This window comes from Prevotella merdae (assembly GCF_900290275.1).
Taxonomy (GTDB): Bacteria; Bacteroidota; Bacteroidia; order Bacteroidales; family Bacteroidaceae; genus Prevotella; species Prevotella merdae.
This window is the reverse complement of record NZ_LT985323.1, coordinates 525,676-546,233: the sequence shown is the minus strand read 5'-3', so window position 1 is coordinate 546,233 and position 20,558 is coordinate 525,676. Positions and strand designations below refer to the sequence as shown.

The following is a 20,558-nucleotide window of genomic DNA, read 5'->3' as shown; positions in this document are numbered from 1 at the left end:
TACCGATTATGAATAATCGTATTCTCTATATATTATTGTTGATGGCTGTCGTGACGGTCTGCTCTTGTAGCAGTGACAGTCCGTACAACTTAGAGCCTCGCCTCCAGACGCTTCCGGCTATGGACATTAGTCGTACGGAAGCCACGCTATTGGGCAAGTGTGTCAAGGAAAAAGGGGTGGACATGCCCAGTCTTTGGTTCAGTTATGGCAATGACGAGAGCATGTCTGAGAGGCAGGAAGTATTGGCTGATGCCGACGGCAATGTCAGTATGCACCTATCCACGCTCAATGCTGGCACCACCTATTATTATATGCTTCATGGCACCAATGGCTCAGCCTCGCTCTCTGGCGAGATGGTCAGCTTTGCCACGCAGCCCAACGAACGCCCTACGGTAAGCAAGGCGAAAGTGCTGAGTAGCGCTCCGGTTAGTCTTATCGTAGGCTACAGCATCACGGACAATGGCGGCGAACTCGTCACATCCTGCGGTTGCCGTGTTTCGGGCGAAGGCATCGAGGGAGGCGAGAAAACTATCATGCAGAGCGGAAAGGCTGACGACGATGGAATGTACAGTCTGTTTATTGACGGTCTGCAGTCCAATATTACGTACACCATCAAGCCCTTTGCTGTCAACAGCGTAGGCGAGTCGGAAGGCGAAGCCATCCAGTTCACTACCTCTTCAGCCGTTGTGCTTGGTAAGGCAGGCATTCTTTCCACCCTCCTCGGCGACCAGATATTCAATATTACCAGTCTTTCTCTAGTAGGCCCGCTTAATGGCGACGATCTGCGCACGCTGCGCATCATGGCAGGACGTGATGAGGAAAACCATCCTACAGTCGGACGTCTTGCCGATCTCGATATTTCGGGAGCAAGCATCGTTGCGGGTGGTGGCGAGTATGGCGAATCACGATTTACAGAGGACGGAGTGATAGGTGTAGGTCTGTTTCGTGCTTGCACTGGTCTGAATACCATCAAGTTGCCAATGGGAGCTGTCAAGATAGAGAAGGAAGCCTTCGAGGGCTGCACCTCTCTGCGCAGCATCACCATCCCAGCATCGGTAAGTACGGTAAGTCCATCGGCTGGTTGTACATCGCTGGAGAACATCGACGTGTCGGCAGCCAACACCTACTTCATGAGTAAGGATGGTGTACTCTTGAGCAGTGATGGTAAACGCATACTCTGGTTCCCTATGGGCAAGAAGGGCGAATACACATTGCCCTCTACCATAGAGAGCGTTGGCGACTATGCCTTCCGCGAAAGCAACGTGGAGAAATTCGTATTCTCCGACGGACTGACCAAGTTGGGTATGTGTGCCTTCTATAACAGCAAGGTGAAGGAAGTGGTGCTGCCCTCCACCCTTAAGCAGCTGCCCTCCGGACTGTTTCAGAAATGCAGCCACCTTACCACGGTGCGCCTTGGCAAGAAAGTGGACATTATAAACGAATACGTCTTCGACGGTTGTCCGCTTACTGACATTTACATCGGTGCTGCGTTGCCACCAGTTTGCTATAACAATACATTTGCCAATGTTGCTACCGACTTTCTGAAGACGTGCCGCGTGCATGTGCCGAAAGGCAGAGAGGAGTATTATCGGGCAAAGTCATACTGGGACCAGTTTGAGAATATAATTGATGACATATAAATGAAGAACCTATGAATACACCAGAAATAGAAGAGCTGAAACGCCTTGTTGAGGAGCATTACGGCAAGCACCTTACCACGACCACCGACTTTGAGGAGTTCTCGGTAATACTGCGCCTTCGACATGAGATATTCGTGTCGCCGTCGACATTGAAGCGACTGTACGGCTATGTCAGCGACAGCCATAAGCCGCGCATGCTGACCCTCGACTCTCTATCGGCATATATAGGACATAAGGACTATGCCTCGTTTCTGCTTTGGCTGAAGAACAGCACCCGCTACAATTCGTCGTTTTTTGATGCTTGCCAACTTGTGAGCAGCGACTTGGAGCGAGGTGATAATGTGGAGATAGGGTGGGCACCCAATCGTCTGCTTCGTCTTGAATACATAGGCGATAGTGCATATCGTGTAGTGGAAGCGCATAACAGCAAGTTGCAGTCGGATGATATGTTTGTAACAGGATGTTTCATTAAGGAACAGCCGCTGTACCTGCCGTATATAGAGCGTAATGGCGAACGTACACCACCCTTTGTGGCAGGACGCAATGGCGGACTTTCGATAGTGAGAAAGATAATTTAGACAGATTATGAATGACAGTGAAAACCGCCCTACTTCGGGATATGTGGTAGACATAGATAGCGAATCGGATTTTAACGTAGCACGAGCCGACAACGGATTCACCAATATCAGCGAGTGCTATGTGTCGAAGTCGGGCCATGCGCGTATGTTCACAGCCGTGAGATATGGCAAGCGCTATGTGCTGAAATGCCTGAAGACGGATTTTCGTTATACGCCAGTGTATCGTCAGGCGCTGATGAAGGAGTTTGAGATAGGATTGCAACTCGATCATCCCAACATCTGCCGCACTATAAGCATGGAGCCAGTGGGCGACCTTGGCGAGTGTATCGTCATGGAATATGTGGACGGCGAGACGCTTGAGACGGCTGTGAAAGGCGGCAAGATTACTGAAGAGGTGGTACATAAGATAGCTGCTCAGCTGCTTGATGCTATGGAGTATATGCACGCCAAGCAGATAGTACACCGCGACATCAAGCCGTCGAACATCATGCTTACACATCGTGGCGGCGACGTAAAGCTGATAGATTTTGGACTATCGGACAGCGAGACGTTCTGCGTGCTTAAGATTCCGGCAGGCACACGTGGCTATATAGCCCCCGAGCAGTTGCAGCCAAATGCTATAAGCAGTCCCAGCGCCGACATCTATTCGTTTGGAAAGGTGTTGGAGTATATGGCTGAGGCTGTACGTAGCAAGCAACTGGTGAGGGTGGGGCGGAAGTGTGCTACAGCCGATTGTGCCCATCGTCCTGCTGACATTGCGCAGGTAAGGCTTCTGATGGCAGACAAGGGCAGGTCGTTGGCGATGGTGAACGTTCTACTCATAGCATTGGCATTGGTGCTGATTGTCATCATCGGTGTGATGATGAGCACACGCCAAACCACACCAGCAGACGCTGTAAATGCCGATACTGTTTCTGCAGGAGCAGCTAACAAGGTGATGGATAGTAGTCTTTGGTGAGGCTCTCATCATTTGGGGTGAGCTTTCATTACAATACTAATTCATAAACTTCAATAATAATTTGTCGATAATTGCGTTATACATTTATATGCAATGGACCGACCAAATACGTAGAGTTAAGATTATACTTGTGTTCGCCGCGGTGATTATCGCCGTGGCGTCGCTTGTTGTGTCCCATTTCCTCATTAGCGACCTTGCCAAGGAGGAGCACAACAAAATGGAGGTATGGGCAGAGGCAATGCGCACCCTCAACCGTGCCGACGAGAACACCGACATAAACCTTGTGCTTAAGGTTATTAACGGAAACAACACAATTCCCGTTATTGTGCTCGATTCGGCGGGAGAAGTCCAGGCTTATCGCAATCTTGATATAACCGACTGTGCCAACGAAGCCGATACCATGCGCTTTGTAACCAATTTGGGACACAAACTGCTGCGCGAACGACGCGACATACGCATTGCCTTGGATGACAACCTGGATGCAAATCCTTCTTCAGCCGATTATATCAACGTGTGCTACGACGACTCGGTTATGTTGCGCCGACTGGCATCCTATCCTTATGTACAATTGGGTGTAGTAATGATTTTTGTAGTGATTGCCATATTCGCGCTACTTACATCCAAGCGGGCCGAACAGAATAAAGTGTGGGTAGGACTGTCGAAAGAAACAGCCCATCAGCTGGGTACACCGATATCAAGTCTGATGGCATGGGTGGAGATATTGAAGGAAACCTATCCCGACGACGACCTGATACCAGAGATGAACAAGGACGTAAAACGATTGCAGCTTATCGCTGACCGATTCTCAAAGATTGGCTCCCTGCCCGAACCTGTAGAGACTGATCTTAAGGAGGTAATGGAACACGTGATAGACTATATGGATCGTCGCACGTCAAACAAGGTGCAAATGATACGCCAGTTTCCTGAAACCGACATACGTGTAAAGATTAATGCCTCGCTGTTTGAGTGGGTTATAGAGAACCTATCAAAGAATGCCGTCGACGCAATGGGTGGCGAAGGCAAGATAACTCTAAAGATGTGGGAGGAGCCAACGAAGGCAGTAATCGAAGTGACCGACACGGGCAAGGGAATACGCAAGAAAGACTTGCGCAACGTGTTTCGTCCTGGCTTTACAACAAAGAAGCGAGGATGGGGACTCGGACTATCGCTTGCCAAGCGCATTATAGAGGAATATCATAAGGGACGTATTTGGGTAAAGTGGTCGGAAGTGGGCGTTGGAACTACGTTCCGAATAGAACTGAAGAAATAAACACACTAAAAATCAAAAACTTTGTAAAGATTTTGTTGTATGTCGGAAAATATTAGTAACTTTGCACACCAAATGTGTAGTTTAGAGGTACTTAAAATAGATTTGAAGGAACTGAACGAGGGCGTAAGCACGCTCAACTTCAGTTTGGGCGACGCTTATTTCGAGTCACTTGACGAGGAAGAAATAAAGCGTGGCAATATTAGTGTGTCTGTAAATGTAAAGCGCACAGAGAACTATTTTGAGTTCGACTTCCATACCGAGGGCACTGTCGTTATTCCGTGCGATATCTGTCTTGACGATATGGAACAAGCTATTGAGACGGACGACCGACTAATAGTGAAATTTGGTGAAGAATATTCCGAAGACGATGACCTCATCACCGTTGATGAGCGAGAAGGCATACTCGACGTGGCGTGGTTCATCTACGAATTTATAGCACTTAACATTCCCGCTAAGCACGTGCATACACCTGGAAAATGTAACGCGGCGATGATAAAGGTTCTCGAAGAACACTCAGCTACCCGAAGTAGTGGCGCGAATGAAGAGCAAGCGGTAGATCCGCGTTGGAATGAATTAGAAAAATTAAAAACAATAATTAAAGATTAAAAGAAAATGGCACATCCTAAAAGAAGACAGTCAAAGACACGTACACTTAAGAGAAGAACTCATGATAAGGCAGTAGCTCCTACATTGGCAGTATGCCCTAACTGTGGCGCTTACTATGTATACCACACAGTATGCCCAACTTGTGGCTACTATCGTGGCAAGGTGGCTATCGTAAAGGAAGTAGCTGAATAATATTTCTCCACACGATGGGAAAGATAAACGCAGTAATCACCGGAGTTGGCGGCTATGTGCCCGACTATGTTCTCAATAATGAGGAATTGTCGCGCATGGTAGACACCAGCGACGAGTGGATTATGACCCGTGTCGGAATCAAGGAACGTCATATCCTTACAGAGGAAGGTCTCGGCACGAGCTATATGGCACGTAAAGCGGCCAAGCAGCTCATCAAGAAGACTGGAGTTGATCCCGACACAATTGATGCGCTGATCGTTACCACTACAACTCCCGACTACAAGTTCCCTTCTACGGCATCTATCGTTCTTGGTAAACTTGGACTGAAGAATGCCTTTGCTTTCGACTTTGAGGCAGCATGTTGCGGATTCCTTTATTCGCTCGATGTTGCTGCATCAATGATTCAGAGTGGTCGATATAAGAAGATAATCGTTATCGGTGCCGATAAGATGTCGTCGCTGGTTGACTATACCGACCGTGCTACATGTGTGCTCTTCGGCGATGGAGCTGGAGCTGTACTTGTAGAGGCTACTGAGGAAGAGAACGTAGGCGTGCAGAATTCTTACCTACGTACAGATGGCATCGGTCTTCCGTTCCTTCATATGAAGGCGGGTGGATCTGTATGTCCACCGTCACACTTCACAGTTGACCACCGTCTGCATTACCTCTATCAGGAGGGACGCACCGTGTTCCGCTATGCCGTTACTGATATGAGCAACGACGTGGCTGAGGTGATGAAGCGCAACGAGCTTACAGCTGATGACGTTAAGTGGGTTGTTCCTCACGAGGCTAACCTTCGTATTATTGAGGCTGTAACCAAGCGTGTAGGTCTGCCTATGGAAAAGGTAGTAGTAAACATCCAGCATTATGGCAACACAAGTGCCGCCACAATTCCTTTGGCATTGTGGGATAATGAGAAAAACATGAAGAAGGGCGACAACGTCATCTTCACCGCTTTCGGAGCAGGTTTCGTTCACGGAGCTTCCTTCTATAAGTGGGCTTACGATGGTTCTGCTGTTGCAGAGGTTAAGTAAGCCAATCAAGAGAAACATATTATCTCAAATAAAAAGCACGTTAGGCTTTTGTCTTTCAGACAATGCCCTACGTGCTTTTTTTTGATAGTACGCTCGGCATGAGCATTGTCTAACGGGTGAAAGTCCCGAGCAAGCCCTAATAGCGGGAATTGCATAGTCAAAGGCAAGGGTGTTCATCGCGAGATGAAATCTGAAGGAAGCCCAAGACAAACATCTGACCTAACGGACAGAAACTTCATATAAGGCATGTGACCGTGGGTGAGGTTGCTATTCAAACCAAAGCCCAATAGCTATTCGGAACGGTCGGTGTAAATGAAGTAGGTATAAGATGGAAAGACAACGCCCTTATCCGAGGAGGTCTCACGGACGCTTCAAATAGTTGTTTTTACGAAAGAAGTGGAGTAAAGCTTGCCGTGAGAAGTCAGCAGACGTCATAGTAGTGCAACAATCGATAACGTTGCACGAAGGGCTGAACCTAACAATTAAACGATAGTAATTGAAACATACCTTATGAAGGAAAGAATGCAGAAAACATTATCCCAAGTTAATGGCTGCCCCCAAAGAAATAGGTCGGAAACCGAATGGTATGGGGGAGTGCAGACCTTCATGTGGATGTGTGAAGACAACATCGTGGAAGTACCATTCGACAAGGAACACCTTTTCGAGCAAATTCTTAGTCCCACAAATCTCAATCGAGCATACAAAGCAGTTATGAGAAACAAGGGCTGTGGTGGTATCGACAAGATGTCGTGCGAGCAATTGTTCCCATGGCTCCTGACCAATAAGGATGAACTCACCCGTTCCTTGATGGACGGTTCTTACCGTCCGAACCCAGTAAAAAGGGTAGAAATACCCAAGGACAATGGCAAGATGCGCCTGTTGGGAATACCTACAGTAGTAGACCGTCTGGTGCAACAAGCCATCAACCAAGTATTGACTCCCATCTATGAGAACCAATTCTCCAAGACGAGCTACGGCTTCCGTCCGAGAAGAGGATGCCATGACGCACTACGAGGAGCGCGAAGGATAGTCAACGAAGGCTACATATATGTAGTCGACCTTGACCTTGAACGCTTCTTCGACACGGTGAGCCATAGCAAACTCATAGAAATCCTCAGCCGTACGATAAAAGACGGCAGAGTGGTCAGTCTTATACACAAATATCTCCGAAGTGGTGTAATGAACAAAGGTTTGTTTGAAGCGAGCGAGGAAGGAACTCCCCAAGGCGGTCCGCTAAGTCCATTGTTGAGTAACATAATGCTCAACGAATTGGACAAGGAACTTGAACGCAGAGAACTCCCCTTTGTGCGCTATGCCGATGACTCGATGATATTCTGCAAGTCCAAAAGGGCTGCAATGCGAGTGAAGGAGTCTATAACCCGATTTATAGAGAATACTCTATATCTCAAAGTCAACAAGGAAAAGACCGTAGTGTCGTATGTGCGCGGAGTGAAATACCTCGGCTACTCCTTTTATGTGATGAAAGGCGAATGCCAACTCACGGTGCACCCAAAGTCCAAAGCCAAGATGAAGTCAAGGTTGAAAGAACTGACAAACCGCAGCAATGGATGGGGATATGCCAAGAGAAAGCAGAAGCTGAAAGAATACATACGAGGTTGGGTCGGCTATTATCACTTTGCCAATATGAAGCGTCTCTTGCTTGTAACAGACGAATGGTTAAGACGTAGAATACGCATGTGTATATGGAAAGCTTGGAAGAAAGTCAAGACAAAAGTGGCAAACCTCATTAGATGCGGTATCAATAAATACCAAGCATACGAATGGGGTAACACTCGCAAGGGCTATTGGCGAATAGCTGACAGCCCTGTTCTAAAAAGGGCGATAGATAACAATAAACTACGCTCCGCAGGGTATGCTACTTTAATGGAGGCGTATCTCGAATGGTATCCAAAATAGGAACCGCCGTATGCGGAACCGCACGTACGGTGGTGTGAGAGGTCGGAAAACGAAAGTAGGAAGAAAACTGCTTCGTTTTCCTCCTACTCGATTATATATTCACCGAGCAAGTAATATTATTAAAATGAGCAAGTAATATTATTAAAATGAGCAAGTAATATTATTAAAATGAGCAAGTAATATTATTAAAATGAGCAAGTAATATTATTAAAATGGGCAAGTAATATTATTAAAATAAGCAAGTAATATAATATTGCCTTTAGTGGGAGGATACATTGCTTTGGAAAGCCAATAATGGGCCTTATAAAGCCGTATAAAGAAAATGGCCGCAAGGTTGTATGTCTACATCCTTGCGGCCATTTGTATGTTTAAGATTTAATCTTAATTGTGAGTGGAGTTATTAGCCCTTCATCATCTCGTTGAACTCGTCAAGAGTAACCTCCTTGTTGTTGAGGGTTACGGTGCTCTTAAGAGCAGCAGCGAGCTTAACGTCGATAGCACGCTCAACGAAGTTGTCTACAGCCTCGCGCTTCTTGAGAAGCTCGTTAGCGTAGTTCTCAACATACTCGTCAGGAACGTTAGTCATGCCGTACTGAGCAAACTGCATGCGAGCCATCTCGATAGCAGCATCCTTAACGTCAGCGTCCTCAATCTTGATTTCGTTAGCCTTTACAAGCTGCTCCTTGATAAGGTGCCACTCGAGCTGCTTGATGCTCTCAGCGTAGTTCTTCTCAACAAAGTCCTCGCCCTTATCCTTGTTGTTAAGGAGCATAATGCGCTTGAGAAGCTCGTCTGGCCATGTAAGTTCGCCAACCTTGTTCTCGCAATATGTGCGAACGTCGAGCATAAACTTGTAGTCAGAGTTAGCCTCGAGCTGTGGCTTAAGACCCTCAGCAATCTTGGCACGGAACTCGTCCTCGCTCTTAACTGTACCCTCGCCAAATACCTGATCGAAGAGTTCCTGGTTGAGCTCAGCCTTAACAAAGCGCTGTATCTCTGTAATCTGGAAGCTGAAGTTAGACTCGAGATCCTTAGCAACCTCGCGGTCGATCTTCAAGAGAGCAGAAATCTCTGCCTCGCCCTCTGGGTAAGCCTTGCGTGGGTTGAATGTGATGATATCGCCTGGCTTAGCGTTGTTGAAGAGGTTCTTCTGCTCGTCAACCTTGATGTATGAAGGCATAAGCACAGCACCCTCAACGGTGATGCCGCCTTCCTTAGTGTTGCCCTCAGCGTCAAGCTCACGAAGGTCGCCCTTGAGCATGTCGTTAAGCTCAGCGTTATACTCTTCTGCCTTCTCGTACTTACCGGCACGGCTCTGATACATCTCGATCTGCTCATTGATGAGCTTGTCGTCAGCCTTGATAGTATAGTAATCGATCTTGTTGCGACCGTCGAGAGTCATGTTGATCTCTGGGGCTACAGCGATGTCGAATACGAATGTGTAAGGAGCTGGCTTTTCGATGTCGGCAGGTGTCTCCTGCTTTGCAGAAGGCAGAGGCTCGCCAAGCATCTGGATGTTATTGTCCTGGATGTACTTGTAGAGCTGCTCGCCAACAAACTTGTTAACGGCATCGTAGCGTACAGAAGCACCAAACTGGCGCTTGATTAATCCCATAGGAGCCTGACCTGGACGGAATCCAGGAATGTTAGCCTTCTTACGGTAGTCCTTAAGAGTCTTCTCGACAGAGGCGTTGAAGTCTGCTTCTTCTACTGTGATAGTCAACAGACCATTCACTTTGTCTGAGTTTTCAAATGAAATGTTCATTTTCTTGTTTTAATGTAGAAATTTATATATTGTTTTTTTATTTATTGTTGCAGTTTTGGCACGATTGTGCAAAATTACACATTTTTTATATATATACGGCACACTAAGATGAAAAAAGTGGCTGTTTTTGGCGAATTTAACAAATAATCCAAAAGTGGTTGCTATTCGGTTGATGCGAGGTGCGATATTATCATTTTTTTTGCTATATTTGCAGCAGATTGTTATCCCTAATAAACAGAAAAAGCCGAATTTCAGATGATAAAATCTATTATATCCCTATTGGTTGCGCTCATTGTGTCGATGGGGTGTATTGCCCAAAGCTATACGACCGCCAAGTACAATGTGAGTTACCTTAATATGGCATCCGGAATGCCAAATAACTTTGCTGACGACATCTTTCAGGACTCGTATGGATTTATTTGGATAAGTACACACGGAGGTGGATTGGTGCGCTATGACGGTTATAAGGTGGCGAGTTTAGGCTATACCGCCACGCCTACGGCATTGCGCAGTAACAGTTGTCGTAATGTAAGCGAGGATAATTTCCGCCGTTTGTGGATTGCTTTTGAGGAAGGACCTCAGGTGCTCGACCTTGAGACAATGCATCCGGTTGTGCCGCCTTGTGTCAATTCCCAATTGGCCGAGCGTCTGCATCAGTTGCTCAATAGTGTGTGCATGCGCACTTATTGCGACTCGAAAGGATGTGTGTGGATAGCCACAACACTTGAGATAGTGCGCATTGCTTTTGATAAGGATGGCAAGGTAGCGTCGATACTTACAACACCTTGTCCCACTGCCGCACCCGAGTTTGGCATGTGCGATGTCTATGGACGTGGTTCTGTTGTGGTGTGCAACAACGGTAGGGTTAGCGATATATGTGTCAGCGAGGGTCAGTTGGTACAGAATGACATCACAGCGATGTTTGCTCCGTTGTCCAACCGCTATGCGGCAAGTATCATCAAGTATAACAATAAGATATGGCTTGCAACTAATGATGGTTTGTTTTGTAGTGACGGACGCCAGTTTCATACATACGACGAACGCCACACCTTGCAACATAATGTTACGACAAGTCTTGCCATATCGCCTGAGGGCCGACTGCTTGTAGGTACTCTTTGCGGCGTGGATATAATAGACGACAAGACGGGTGTGGTGGAACATTGGAACAGCATGAGTCAGGTAAATCCTCTGAGCAGCAACTTTGTCAACTCGATATTGGTAAAGAACGGACGTATATGGGTTGGCACCGAGACGGGAGGTGTTGTAAAGCTTGTGCCGCGTCAGTTGCACATAGCATATTATGCTAACAACCCCGACGACCAAACTTCTCTTGCCCGCAATGCCGTAAATGCCATGTATGCAGCTCCTGATGGCTCTATATGGGTAGGTGTGGTAGAGGGAGGACTCAACGTTATGCATCCTGGAAGTAAGGAATTTGTGCATTATCGCGTGGACAACTCCAACTTGCCTCACAACTCGGTATCTACCCTTGCTCCTGATGGCAAAGGCAACATATGGATAGGAACATGGGGTGGAGGAGTGGCTGTTGTCAATCCCAATAATCCCGATAACATTTGGCGATTGAATGTAGACCCCGACCATCAGTATATGCTTACGTTTATAGGAGCCATTGCCTACGACCGCATAAACAACGGCATGTGGATAGGTGCTAACGAGGGCCTATTCTTCTACAATCTGAATACCCATAGTCTGGAAGACCCGTTTCCCGACTGCCGCAACATAAAGGGATGTATAGGTAGCTTGGTAACAAAGGACGGTCAGCTTATGGTGGGCTGCACACGAGGTATGGTAACGGTGGAGCTTAAATCGCGCAGTAAGGGCAAGCGATTCTTTAAGGCTTATCACAATGTGTACAAGCTCGACAAGCCTAACAGCCGCATTTTCGACAAGATTATATCATTTTGCCAGACCCGCGATGGTAAGGTGTGGATGGGCAGCAATGGTTATGGCATGTATTGTGTTACACGCTCTAAGGACGGCAAAACCAGTATAGAGACTTTTGCCACAAGCGACGGACTTGCAAACAATTCGGTTACGGGCATTGTGGAAGACAACCAGGGACGTCTGTGGATTACAACTGGCTATGGGTTGTCGGTATATAATCCGCGTACACGTCAGTTTAACAACTATACTAAGAATGACGGACTGTTATGCTCGCAGTTCTACTATAACGGCGCCGTGCGCGACCGCAAGGGCACCATATATCTTGGCACCGAACGTGGCATGATGGCGGTTGCGGGTATGGACAATGCCAATAGTCAGGTGTGCAACTTGCGTTTTACCGAGCTTAGTGTCAACAATCAGCAGGTGTTTGCAGGCAGCAGTTATATCAACCGCAACATAACTACAGCCCGCAAGATAAAGTTGCACGAGGGCGACCGATCATTTACCATAAGTTTCTCGGCACTAAATTTCGCGGGCGAGAATCAAGGAGTGTACAGCTATAGAATGAAGGGTTATGAGGACGATTGGATAAAACTGCAGCCTGGTCAACACAGTGTGCGCTATTCGGCTCTGCCGGCTGGCGATTACGAGTTTTATGTAAAGTATTCGCCATACATCGGTACCGACCACGAGCAGACTATATCCATCGATGTCAGCGTTACACCATACTTCTACAAGAGTTGGTGGTTTGTGCTCATTATAATATTATGTTGCATTATCGTTACACGTTACTTCTTCCTGCGCCGCATGGAAAAGATGCGCGAGCTTGAGGTAAAATCGCTATACCAACCTATTGAGGATGCCCTCAAGGAGAGCGAGGAACCTGGCGAGTTGCAGACACGTATAAAGTCGATACTTGAGAACCAACGACGCTACAAGGAAAGCCAACAAAAGACCATTGAAGCCGACCGTATGGAGGTAGAAGCTAATGAGCGTCCGTTTATGGAGCGCATAATGGAGGTAATGGAAGCCAATTACAGCAACTCGAAGTTTGGTGTTCAAGAGCTTGCCGACATAATGGGCATGAGCCGTACATTACTTGGTAAAAGGCTCAATGCCGAGAGTGGACTACCCCCTTCGCAGTTCTTGCGCAACTACCGACTCGATATTGCCAAACGCATGCTAAAGGATAATGTAGCCAACCGAAATATAACAGAAATAGCCTATAGAGTGGGTTTCAACGACCCGAAATACTTCACACGTTGCTTTACAAAGCAGTATGGAGTGGCCCCTTCGGCCTATAGAGGCGAGTAGAAATAGTATAAAAATCGTTCATCCACCTACGACAAATATGTCCACGTGGTTGATATATATCATTTTTTTTATTGTGTGGGTACACAGTAGGTGGATAAATATGTAAATATGGTTTAAACAGCATATTTACACTATTTGTCCACCTTTTTTATTTCAATAATCCACCATAAAAAACACGAATAAGTGTAATTTTGCCACCGAAAAGTTGCACAAGCAACATTGTTTACATTACAGACGTTAAGCAATCAATCAAAATTACCTTACACCAATAACTGTCATGAGCAAGTATTAATAATGAGAAAAACTGCGGATGTACGAAAGTGGAGCAAGCACATATCTCCACTTTCTTTACATTCTCTGTTTGTTGTTTATACTTAAGCTAAACATTCAAAACCAACCCGACATTTATGGTATATATGTCAAGTTTATTGTTTGGCATACAAGAGCGATAATAATACATCTAATAATATCAAAAACCTAAAATTCAGAACAATGAGGAAAAATCTATTCTCAATGATGCTATGCCTCGGTGCTATGGGCGGTGCAACCGTTGTTGCCCCAGTTCAGGCAAGTGCAGCTGTAGCACAAGCCCCAACCATTAAGGTTCAGGGACAGGTTGTTGACGAAACCGGTGCTCCGCTTATGGGTGCATCAGTTAAGGCTAAGAATTCTAAGGCCGGTACTGTTACCGACATGGACGGCAAGTTTGTACTGGACGTAGATGCCAATGCCACTCTGCTTGTTAGCTATCTTGGCTACAAAACCAGCGAGGTTGCAGTTCGCGGCCGCGCTATCATCGAAAAAATTGAGCTTACCCCTGACAACAATATGCTTGAGCAGGTTGTTGTTGTAGGTTATGGTACACAGAAGAAGGCCGACCTCACCGGTTCTGTTGCTATTGTTAATGCTGAGGAAATGAAGAAGGTATCCAACTCGAACATCTCTACAATGCTCGAGGGTAAGGTAGCCGGTGTACAGATTACGTCAGACGGTCAGCCTGGTGCCGACCCACAAGTACGTATTCGTGGTATCAGTTCGTTCGGTAGCACATATCCTCTTTATGTTGTCGACGGTGTGCCAATGGGTACCACCATACGCGACTTCTCTCCTAACGATATTGAAACTATCCAGATTCTAAAGGATGCATCGGCAGGCGCCATCTATGGTTCGCGTGCAGCAAACGGTGTGGTTATCATCACAACAAAGAATGGTAAGAAGGACCAACCTCTCAAGGTGAACTACTCGGGCTACTTTGGTGCCGACGTTATACCAAGTAGCACATACGACGTTATGAACGCTGAGCAGTATAGCGACTATATCGGTCAGGCTTGCGCCAATTCGGGCACCACACTCCCAAGTGGCTACAAAATGGGCGAGGACGGTCGTTATCACTTCCAGGATGATACCAACACCGACTGGTTTAATGAAGTGTTCAAGACGGGTATCCGCCAGAATCACAACGTAGCCTTGAGCGGTGGTAGTGCAAAGAGCACATATAATGTATCGCTCGACTACTTCAACCAGAAGGGTACACTTGAGGGAGCAGGTCCTAACTACGAGCGCTATACCGCACGTGTGAACAACACAATGGAGACAAAGTTCATCAAGTTCCGCACAAGTATGGTCTACTCGCACTCAAATCAGGACAATATGGGTCTGTCTAACGCAGGCGAGTATGTGCAAGGTCTTTATGGCAGCGTGTCTAACGTGCTTCGCAGCACCTTGCTTATGCAGCCTACTATCAAGGCTTACGACAATTCGACATGGGTGCTCGACGACAAGGTAGGCGCCGCCAACAACTACCACTACGATGCCTATGGCTATGGTGTCTACTACGACACAGTACATGGCGATATCTCGGCATCCAACCCGCTACTTGTCAACACTATGTTGCAGCGCAACACCGTGGTAGACCGCTTCGTGGGTACAGCATCTGCCGACGTCGACCTCTTTAAGATGGTTGGTCTTAACCTTAAGAACCACGGCTTGCACTACAACCTCAACCTCTCTTACAGTAAGACCGAGGCAAAGGACAAGACATGGATTCCTGCATGGATACAGTCTAACCGTGTATATCTCGACAAGTCGAACGAGCGCCTTACCAAGGCTTCGCGCAACTATGCTGATGCCCTTATCGAGAACACCATTGTATACGATGGCCACATCGGCAAGCACAACATCAACCTCCTCGGAGGTATGACATATGAGGAGGAGAACACCAACCTGCTTACAGGATGGGGCATCAAGTTTACAGAGCCATACTATCTCCAGCTTCAGAATGCAGCCAATACATATTCAGAGTCGTATGAGTATCGTCACGCCATTGCCTCATACATCGGCCGTTTGACCTACAACTACGACGAGAAGTATCTGCTCTCTGCAGTTGTCCGTCGCGACGGTAGCTCACGTCTTACTAAGGACATCCGTTGGGGTACCTTCCCTTCAGTGTCATTGGGTTGGCGTCTTGACAAGGAGAAGTTCTTCCCAGTAAGCAAGAAAATCATCAACATGGCTAAGATTCGTGCCAGCTATGGTGTGCTTGGTAACGAGAACATTGGCGAGTATATGTATATGGCAACAATGAAGCGCAACAATATGACCTATAGCTTCGGCAACAACGTGGTTACAGGTTCTGCCGTTTCAGAGTTTGTAAACAAGAACATCGCTTGGGAGAAGAAGAAGTCAACCAACGTAGGTATCGACCTTGCCATGTTCAACAACCGCTTCGAGTTTACAGCCGAGTGGTACAAGAACACTTCGGAGGACCTTCTCTACGGTGTGCCAGTGCCAACACAGACTGGTGTTGCTAACGCTACCGTAACAATGAACGCTGCCTCAATGGAGAACAGCGGCTTCGAGTTCTCGGCTACATACCGCAACCACGACCACCCGTTCAAGTATGACATCTCAGCCAACCTCAGCACATTGCGCAACCGCGTAACCTCTCTTGGCTTTTGCACCAAGTCGTACATCACAGGTGCATACGCCACATACGTAGGCAAGGAGATAGGTAAGTTCTATGGTTGGGTGTATGAGGGCATCGCCCGCACACAGAGCGATCTTGATAACCACGCCACACAGCAGGGAGCAAATGTAGGCGACTGCCTATACAAGGACATCTCTGGTCCTAACGGCGAGCCCGACGGTGTTATCGACGCTTACGACCAGACAGTGCTTGGCAGCGGTTTGGCAAAGATGAACTTCGGTTTGAGCGCACACATGGAGTACAAGGGCTTCGACCTCAGCATCTCTACATACGGCGCCCTCAACTACCACGTAGCCGACGACATCTACAACAGCCTTAACTCTTGCTATGGTTGGGGCAACAAGGATGTAGCTATGGCAGATGCCAACCGCTTCTCTGAGGATGGCTCTACATATCTCTCAAATGTTCCACGTACATACGTAGACAATAAGGGAACCCTTGCTTGGAACGACCTCTTCAGCTCACGCAAGATACAGAATGCTGCATATTGGAAGATTGCCAACGTAGAGCTTGGCTACAACTTCCCCGACCGTTGGTTCAAGGGTCTTGTTACAGGTGTACGTGCCTACGTATCGGCACAGAACCTCTACACCTTCACAGGCTATAAGGGCTACAACGTCGACTATGCTGGCGGCACCTTCACACCGGGCTACAACTTCTGCTCGTTCCCGAGCGCACGTAGCTTCATGGCAGGTCTGCACTTCACATTCTAATAGAAACAATAACTAATAAACGTAAATCCAATTATGAAACTATATAATTATGCACTTGCAGCATTCCTCGGTTTGAGCGCAGTGTCGCTTACATCATGTGAGGACAAGTTGGAGCTTACCAACCCCAACCAGCAGACCACTGACAAGTTCACCTCCGACGATCTTGAGGAGTGTGTCATTGCTGCCTACAACCACATACGTATCGAAGGTTCAACAGGCCGTGTGGGTTATACCATCGACCTCACTCGTGGTGACGAGGTATGGAACTCGTCACAGGTATGGTACCTCGAGTTCGATAACTTTAACGCACCAATCACCAACGAAATCACCGAGTGGCCCTGGCGCGAGGCTTACTATACTATTAATGTGTGCAACTTCATCCTCTCTCGCACTGGCAACGACGATGCCAACCTCACTGAGGCAATGAAGCGCATCAAGGGTCAGGCTCTCTTCCTGCGTGCCTTCTCTTACTTCAACCTCGCTGGTTACTATCAGAATGTGCCTCTCATCACCGACTACGATACATACTCAACACTCGACGGTCTGTATGGCAAGACCAACTCGTACGACGAGGTGCTCGACCAAGTAGAAGCCGACTTTAAGGAAGCTATGACCTTGTTGCCTTCACGCGACGAGGGAGGCGAGTGGGCTAAGGGTCGTGCCACATGCGGTTCGGCTGCCGGCTATTATGCACGTGCTCTTATGCAGCGTCATAAGTATAGTGAGGCTTTAACAGTGTTGAAGGACATCATCGGAAAGAAGTATGGCAAGTATGACCTTGTAGCCAACTACGGCGACAACTTCCGCGAAGGCTCGGCCTACGAGAATAATATTGAGAGTTTGTTCGAAGTACAGTATCTCGATTATGGTACACAGGGTACCGACGACGAGTGGACACCAGTAAACACATCGCCTAACGCTACACAGGGACATGCAGTAGAGTCTAACTTCTGTCCGGGCGACTTTGGTGGTTGGGCAGACCTCTCTGCCTCACCTTGGCTCTACAACCTTTTCAAGAGCGAGCGCACAACAGCAGGCAAGCTCGATCCACGTCTCTACTGGACACTCTGCACATACGAAAACGACTGGGAAGGTTTTGAGAACGGCAACGTTGCATATACTCAGAAGATTGCTTCAGACAGAAACCTCGTTACCAACAACCTCAATGGAGGTATACCTATTGCCAAGTGGACCAATATCCGTACCAATGTTTGCAGCACTGTTGTTACAGGTCTTCACTGCGGTATTAACCTCCGCATGATGCGCTACTCGGACGTATTGCTCCGTGCAGCCGAGTGCGAGAACGAGGTAAACGGACCTACACAGCAGGCTATCGACTGGATAAACAAGGTGCGCAACCGTGCTGGACTCAAGGGTCTTAAGCTTGCCGACTTCGACACTAAGGATAAGTTGTTTGAGCAGATTGCCAATGTAGAGCGTCCTAAGGAGTTTGGTTGCGAGTTTGGTCGTGGTCTTGACCTCATCCGTTGGGGATTCTTCTACGATGCAGGTCGTCTGCAGCAGATGAAGGAGCACAGCGTTGTACGCAAGGGAACCAGTGTTAAGCCTGGCGATGCAGTATCTTACTCAGAAGTAGGCAGCGATGCTGCTGTTATCTGTCCATTTGATACATATGTTCCTGGTCACGAGTTCTTGCCTATCTCGCAGAATACACTCAACAACAACCCGAACCTTGTGGGCAACTCAGCCAACAACTCTACCGACAACTCTACCTACTTCAAGGAGAAGGGTTGGACAGTACATCCGGTTGTTAATCTTAAATAGAATATGGTGGTACGGCTTCGAGCCGTACCTCCTATAAACACCTAAATCATAACAATCAATTTTAGCAAATACAATTATGAAACATATAAGCAAATTGGCATCCGTATTCTGCACCGCCGCCTTGGCGATGACAACACTAACCGGATGTGAGGGCAGCGACATCTTTGGTGTTAATAGTCCCGACTGGCTTTCGGAGAAGATCAACGATATAGCCAATGCCAATAAGGGCCAGGGAGCGAAGATTTCGCCTACAACACTTGGTAATACCGACTGTTCGTCTGCATGGTGGGATGCTCACCTTGATCAAGACATCAAGATCGAGAGCAATAAGGTTTATTCTACAACCTTCACCAACTACTCATCACTTGCCAACAACTATAACAACTATGTTGTCGTGCTGCGCAAGTCGGACAAGACAGAGTATTGCTGTCTTCGTTCGGACGACTATGGCTGGGGCGACAGCTATGCATCATGTACGCATAGCAACACCGCTTCTGGCGATTGGGCTGGTTGGCTTGCACAGATGAATGGTGCCAAGGTTACGGTCACCGTTACCAACTATGGCGACAACACTTGCGACGTTGTAGCTGACGTTGTTGGTACTGAGGGCTTGGTTTCGCAGCAGAAGTACACAGGTATTCCTGTTGAATCGGGCGACCTTTACCTCGACTTCACCGTCGACGGATGCTACTACGTGTTCGACAAGGACGAGATGGATGTAACAGATGCCGTAGACCAGCAGCCAGTATCTATGCAGCTTGTGAATGTTCCTGAGGAAGTGAACCTCGGTTCAGAGCTTTCTGACTTCACATCACAGATTAAGGCACAGGTTACATACGATGGCGGTACTGTTAAGGAAGTAGCTTCAAGCGACCTCTCGTTTATGGTAGTTCCCGACTTCAACACACTTGGCGAGAAGTACATCGTAGCTACTCTCAACAAGACTCTCCTCAACAAGCAGGCTGACAAGACCATCAACGCAAGCGCTAAGTTTAAGGTTGTTGACACTCCAGTCAAGGTTGAGCTTGTAAGCAAGCCTAAGCACACCAACTACTACATCTACAACTCGGATGCCCTTCTTGGTGTAGAGCGCACATTGGCATTCGATACAGAAGGTCTTGAGGTTAAGGGTACATATCAGGACGGTCGCACAGAGATTCTCGACAACTCTAAGTTGACATTCTCTACTATCCCTGCTACAGTAGGCGAGCATAAGGTTGTTATTACAGCCAATGGTGGCAAGACTGTTGAGGTAACTATTAAGGTGAACGAGTCGAAGGTTACTGCTGTTACTCCAGAACCAAAATCTCTTGGTGCAGCCGATTGTTCAGCAGCATTCTGGTCAGTATGCACAGACGACATTAAACTTCCAGCTGGCGCAACACGCGAGTTCAAACTCACCAACTACACATCTGGTGCAGGCAACTGGAACAACTACTATGTTATCCTTCGCGATGCAGCAAAGACAGCACCCGAGTATGCAGTAGTACGTGCCGATAACTATGGTTGGGGTAGCGGTTATGACGCTTGTGCACATGTTGGCACACAGCTTGAGGCTTATGCCGACTGGGCTGGATGGCTTGCCACAATGAATGGTGCAAAGGTTAAGGTATATGTAACCAACTGTAACAACGGTACTGCCGATGTTCAGGCAATAGTTACAGGTACCGACGGTACAGAGACCTATCAGTGGTACACAGGTATAAACAATATCAATCCAAGCGACTTGTTCGTATCGTTTACAGTAGACGGAAGTCATTTGGTATTTGAATAATAACAAAAATCTGAAGAGGGTCTGTCAAAAAGGAGTTATTGAAGTTAAGAAGAAGTTAATCCATCTACGATGGATGGAAGTTCTTGCTTAGGCAAGCGGCAAAGCCGAGCGAACGGACAAA

At 47.3% G+C, this 20,558-nt stretch carries 13 protein-coding genes; 12 read left to right on the top strand and 1 reads right to left on the bottom strand.

Annotated features, from left to right (window positions below):
• Positions 1 to 8 precede the first annotated feature (8 nt).
• The 8 genes from C9991_RS02155 (at position 9) to ltrA (ending at position 8,195) form a co-directional block, all read left to right on the top strand.
• Positions 9 to 1,640, top strand: coding sequence for a leucine-rich repeat domain-containing protein (locus C9991_RS02155; protein ID WP_198643730.1), 1,632 nt, complete (start codon positions 9 to 11; stop codon positions 1,638 to 1,640).
• 11 nt (positions 1,641 to 1,651) lie between these two features.
• A complete protein-coding gene (locus C9991_RS02150; RefSeq protein ID WP_106810985.1) occupies positions 1,652 to 2,218 on the top strand; it encodes a hypothetical protein in 567 nt (188 codons plus the stop codon).
• A 7-nt stretch (positions 2,219 to 2,225) separates the two neighbouring features.
• The gene (locus C9991_RS02145; protein ID WP_106810984.1) at positions 2,226 to 3,176 is read left to right on the top strand and encodes a serine/threonine protein kinase; all 951 of its coding nucleotides are present in this window, start codon (positions 2,226 to 2,228) and stop codon (positions 3,174 to 3,176) included.
• An 88-nt stretch (positions 3,177 to 3,264) separates the two neighbouring features.
• The gene (locus C9991_RS02140) at positions 3,265 to 4,446 is read left to right on the top strand and encodes a sensor histidine kinase (protein WP_106810983.1); all 1,182 of its coding nucleotides are present in this window, start codon (positions 3,265 to 3,267) and stop codon (positions 4,444 to 4,446) included.
• A 72-nt stretch (positions 4,447 to 4,518) separates the two neighbouring features.
• Positions 4,519 to 5,052 carry a YceD family protein gene (locus C9991_RS02135; protein WP_106810982.1) on the top strand — a complete coding sequence of 178 codons (534 nt, stop codon included), beginning with the start codon at positions 4,519 to 4,521 and terminating at the stop codon, positions 5,050 to 5,052.
• Between the two features lie 6 nt (positions 5,053 to 5,058).
• The gene (rpmF, locus tag C9991_RS02130; RefSeq protein WP_021993472.1) at positions 5,059 to 5,244 is read left to right on the top strand and encodes a 50S ribosomal protein L32; all 186 of its coding nucleotides are present in this window, start codon (positions 5,059 to 5,061) and stop codon (positions 5,242 to 5,244) included.
• A gap of 14 nt (positions 5,245 to 5,258) precedes the next feature.
• The gene (locus tag C9991_RS02125; RefSeq protein ID WP_106810981.1) at positions 5,259 to 6,278 is read left to right on the top strand and encodes a beta-ketoacyl-ACP synthase III; all 1,020 of its coding nucleotides are present in this window, start codon (positions 5,259 to 5,261) and stop codon (positions 6,276 to 6,278) included.
• A 510-nt stretch (positions 6,279 to 6,788) separates the two neighbouring features.
• Positions 6,789 to 8,195 (top strand): group II intron reverse transcriptase/maturase, encoded by a 1,407-nt coding sequence (ltrA, locus tag C9991_RS02120; RefSeq protein ID WP_106810824.1) that lies wholly within the window; start codon positions 6,789 to 6,791, stop codon positions 8,193 to 8,195.
• Positions 8,196 to 8,595: 400 nt separating this feature from the next.
• On the opposite strand, the gene tig is transcribed toward ltrA, so the two are convergent.
• Positions 8,596 to 9,960, bottom strand: coding sequence for a trigger factor (tig, locus tag C9991_RS02115; RefSeq protein WP_106810980.1), 1,365 nt, complete (start codon positions 9,958 to 9,960; stop codon positions 8,596 to 8,598).
• A gap of 255 nt (positions 9,961 to 10,215) precedes the next feature.
• Here tig and C9991_RS02110 point away from each other — a divergent pair, with 255 nt between their 5' ends.
• The 4 genes from C9991_RS02110 (at position 10,216) to C9991_RS02095 (ending at position 20,437) form a co-directional block, all read left to right on the top strand.
• Positions 10,216 to 13,179 carry a two-component regulator propeller domain-containing protein gene (locus C9991_RS02110; RefSeq protein WP_106810979.1) on the top strand — a complete coding sequence of 988 codons (2,964 nt, stop codon included), beginning with the start codon at positions 10,216 to 10,218 and terminating at the stop codon, positions 13,177 to 13,179.
• Between the two features lie 492 nt (positions 13,180 to 13,671).
• Positions 13,672 to 16,878, top strand: a complete 3,207-nt coding sequence (locus C9991_RS02105) for a SusC/RagA family TonB-linked outer membrane protein (RefSeq protein ID WP_106810978.1) — start codon at positions 13,672 to 13,674, stop codon at positions 16,876 to 16,878.
• Positions 16,879 to 16,911: 33 nt separating this feature from the next.
• Positions 16,912 to 18,663 (top strand): RagB/SusD family nutrient uptake outer membrane protein, encoded by a 1,752-nt coding sequence (locus C9991_RS02100; RefSeq protein ID WP_106810977.1) that lies wholly within the window; start codon positions 16,912 to 16,914, stop codon positions 18,661 to 18,663.
• 76 nt (positions 18,664 to 18,739) lie between these two features.
• On the top strand, positions 18,740 to 20,437 hold the full coding sequence (locus C9991_RS02095) for a bacterial Ig-like domain-containing protein (RefSeq protein WP_106810976.1): 1,698 nt from the start codon (positions 18,740 to 18,742) through the stop codon (positions 20,435 to 20,437).
• Positions 20,438 to 20,558 lie beyond the last annotated feature (121 nt).

Excerpts from the sequence above, each read along its gene's own strand:
- C9991_RS02140 (WP_106810983.1), top strand. The coding sequence starts at position 3,265 with ATGCAATGGACCGACCAAATACGTAGAGTTAAGATTATACTTGTGTTC.
- C9991_RS02155 (WP_198643730.1), top strand. The coding sequence starts at position 9 with ATGAATAATCGTATTCTCTATATATTATTGTTGATGGCTGTCGTGACG.
- C9991_RS02125 (WP_106810981.1), top strand. The coding sequence starts at position 5,259 with ATGGGAAAGATAAACGCAGTAATCACCGGAGTTGGCGGCTATGTGCCC.
- C9991_RS02110 (WP_106810979.1), top strand. The coding sequence starts at position 10,216 with ATGATAAAATCTATTATATCCCTATTGGTTGCGCTCATTGTGTCGATG.
- C9991_RS02095 (WP_106810976.1), top strand. The coding sequence starts at position 18,740 with ATGAAACATATAAGCAAATTGGCATCCGTATTCTGCACCGCCGCCTTG.
- C9991_RS02105 (WP_106810978.1), top strand. The coding sequence starts at position 13,672 with ATGAGGAAAAATCTATTCTCAATGATGCTATGCCTCGGTGCTATGGGC.
- C9991_RS02135 (WP_106810982.1), top strand. The coding sequence starts at position 4,519 with ATGTGTAGTTTAGAGGTACTTAAAATAGATTTGAAGGAACTGAACGAG.
- C9991_RS02100 (WP_106810977.1), top strand. The coding sequence starts at position 16,912 with ATGAAACTATATAATTATGCACTTGCAGCATTCCTCGGTTTGAGCGCA.
- C9991_RS02145 (WP_106810984.1), top strand. The coding sequence starts at position 2,226 with ATGAATGACAGTGAAAACCGCCCTACTTCGGGATATGTGGTAGACATA.
- tig (WP_106810980.1), bottom strand. The coding sequence starts at position 9,960 with ATGAACATTTCATTTGAAAACTCAGACAAAGTGAATGGTCTGTTGACT.
- C9991_RS02150 (WP_106810985.1), top strand. The coding sequence starts at position 1,652 with ATGAATACACCAGAAATAGAAGAGCTGAAACGCCTTGTTGAGGAGCAT.
- rpmF (WP_021993472.1), top strand. The coding sequence starts at position 5,059 with ATGGCACATCCTAAAAGAAGACAGTCAAAGACACGTACACTTAAGAGA.
- ltrA (WP_106810824.1), top strand. The coding sequence starts at position 6,789 with ATGAAGGAAAGAATGCAGAAAACATTATCCCAAGTTAATGGCTGCCCC.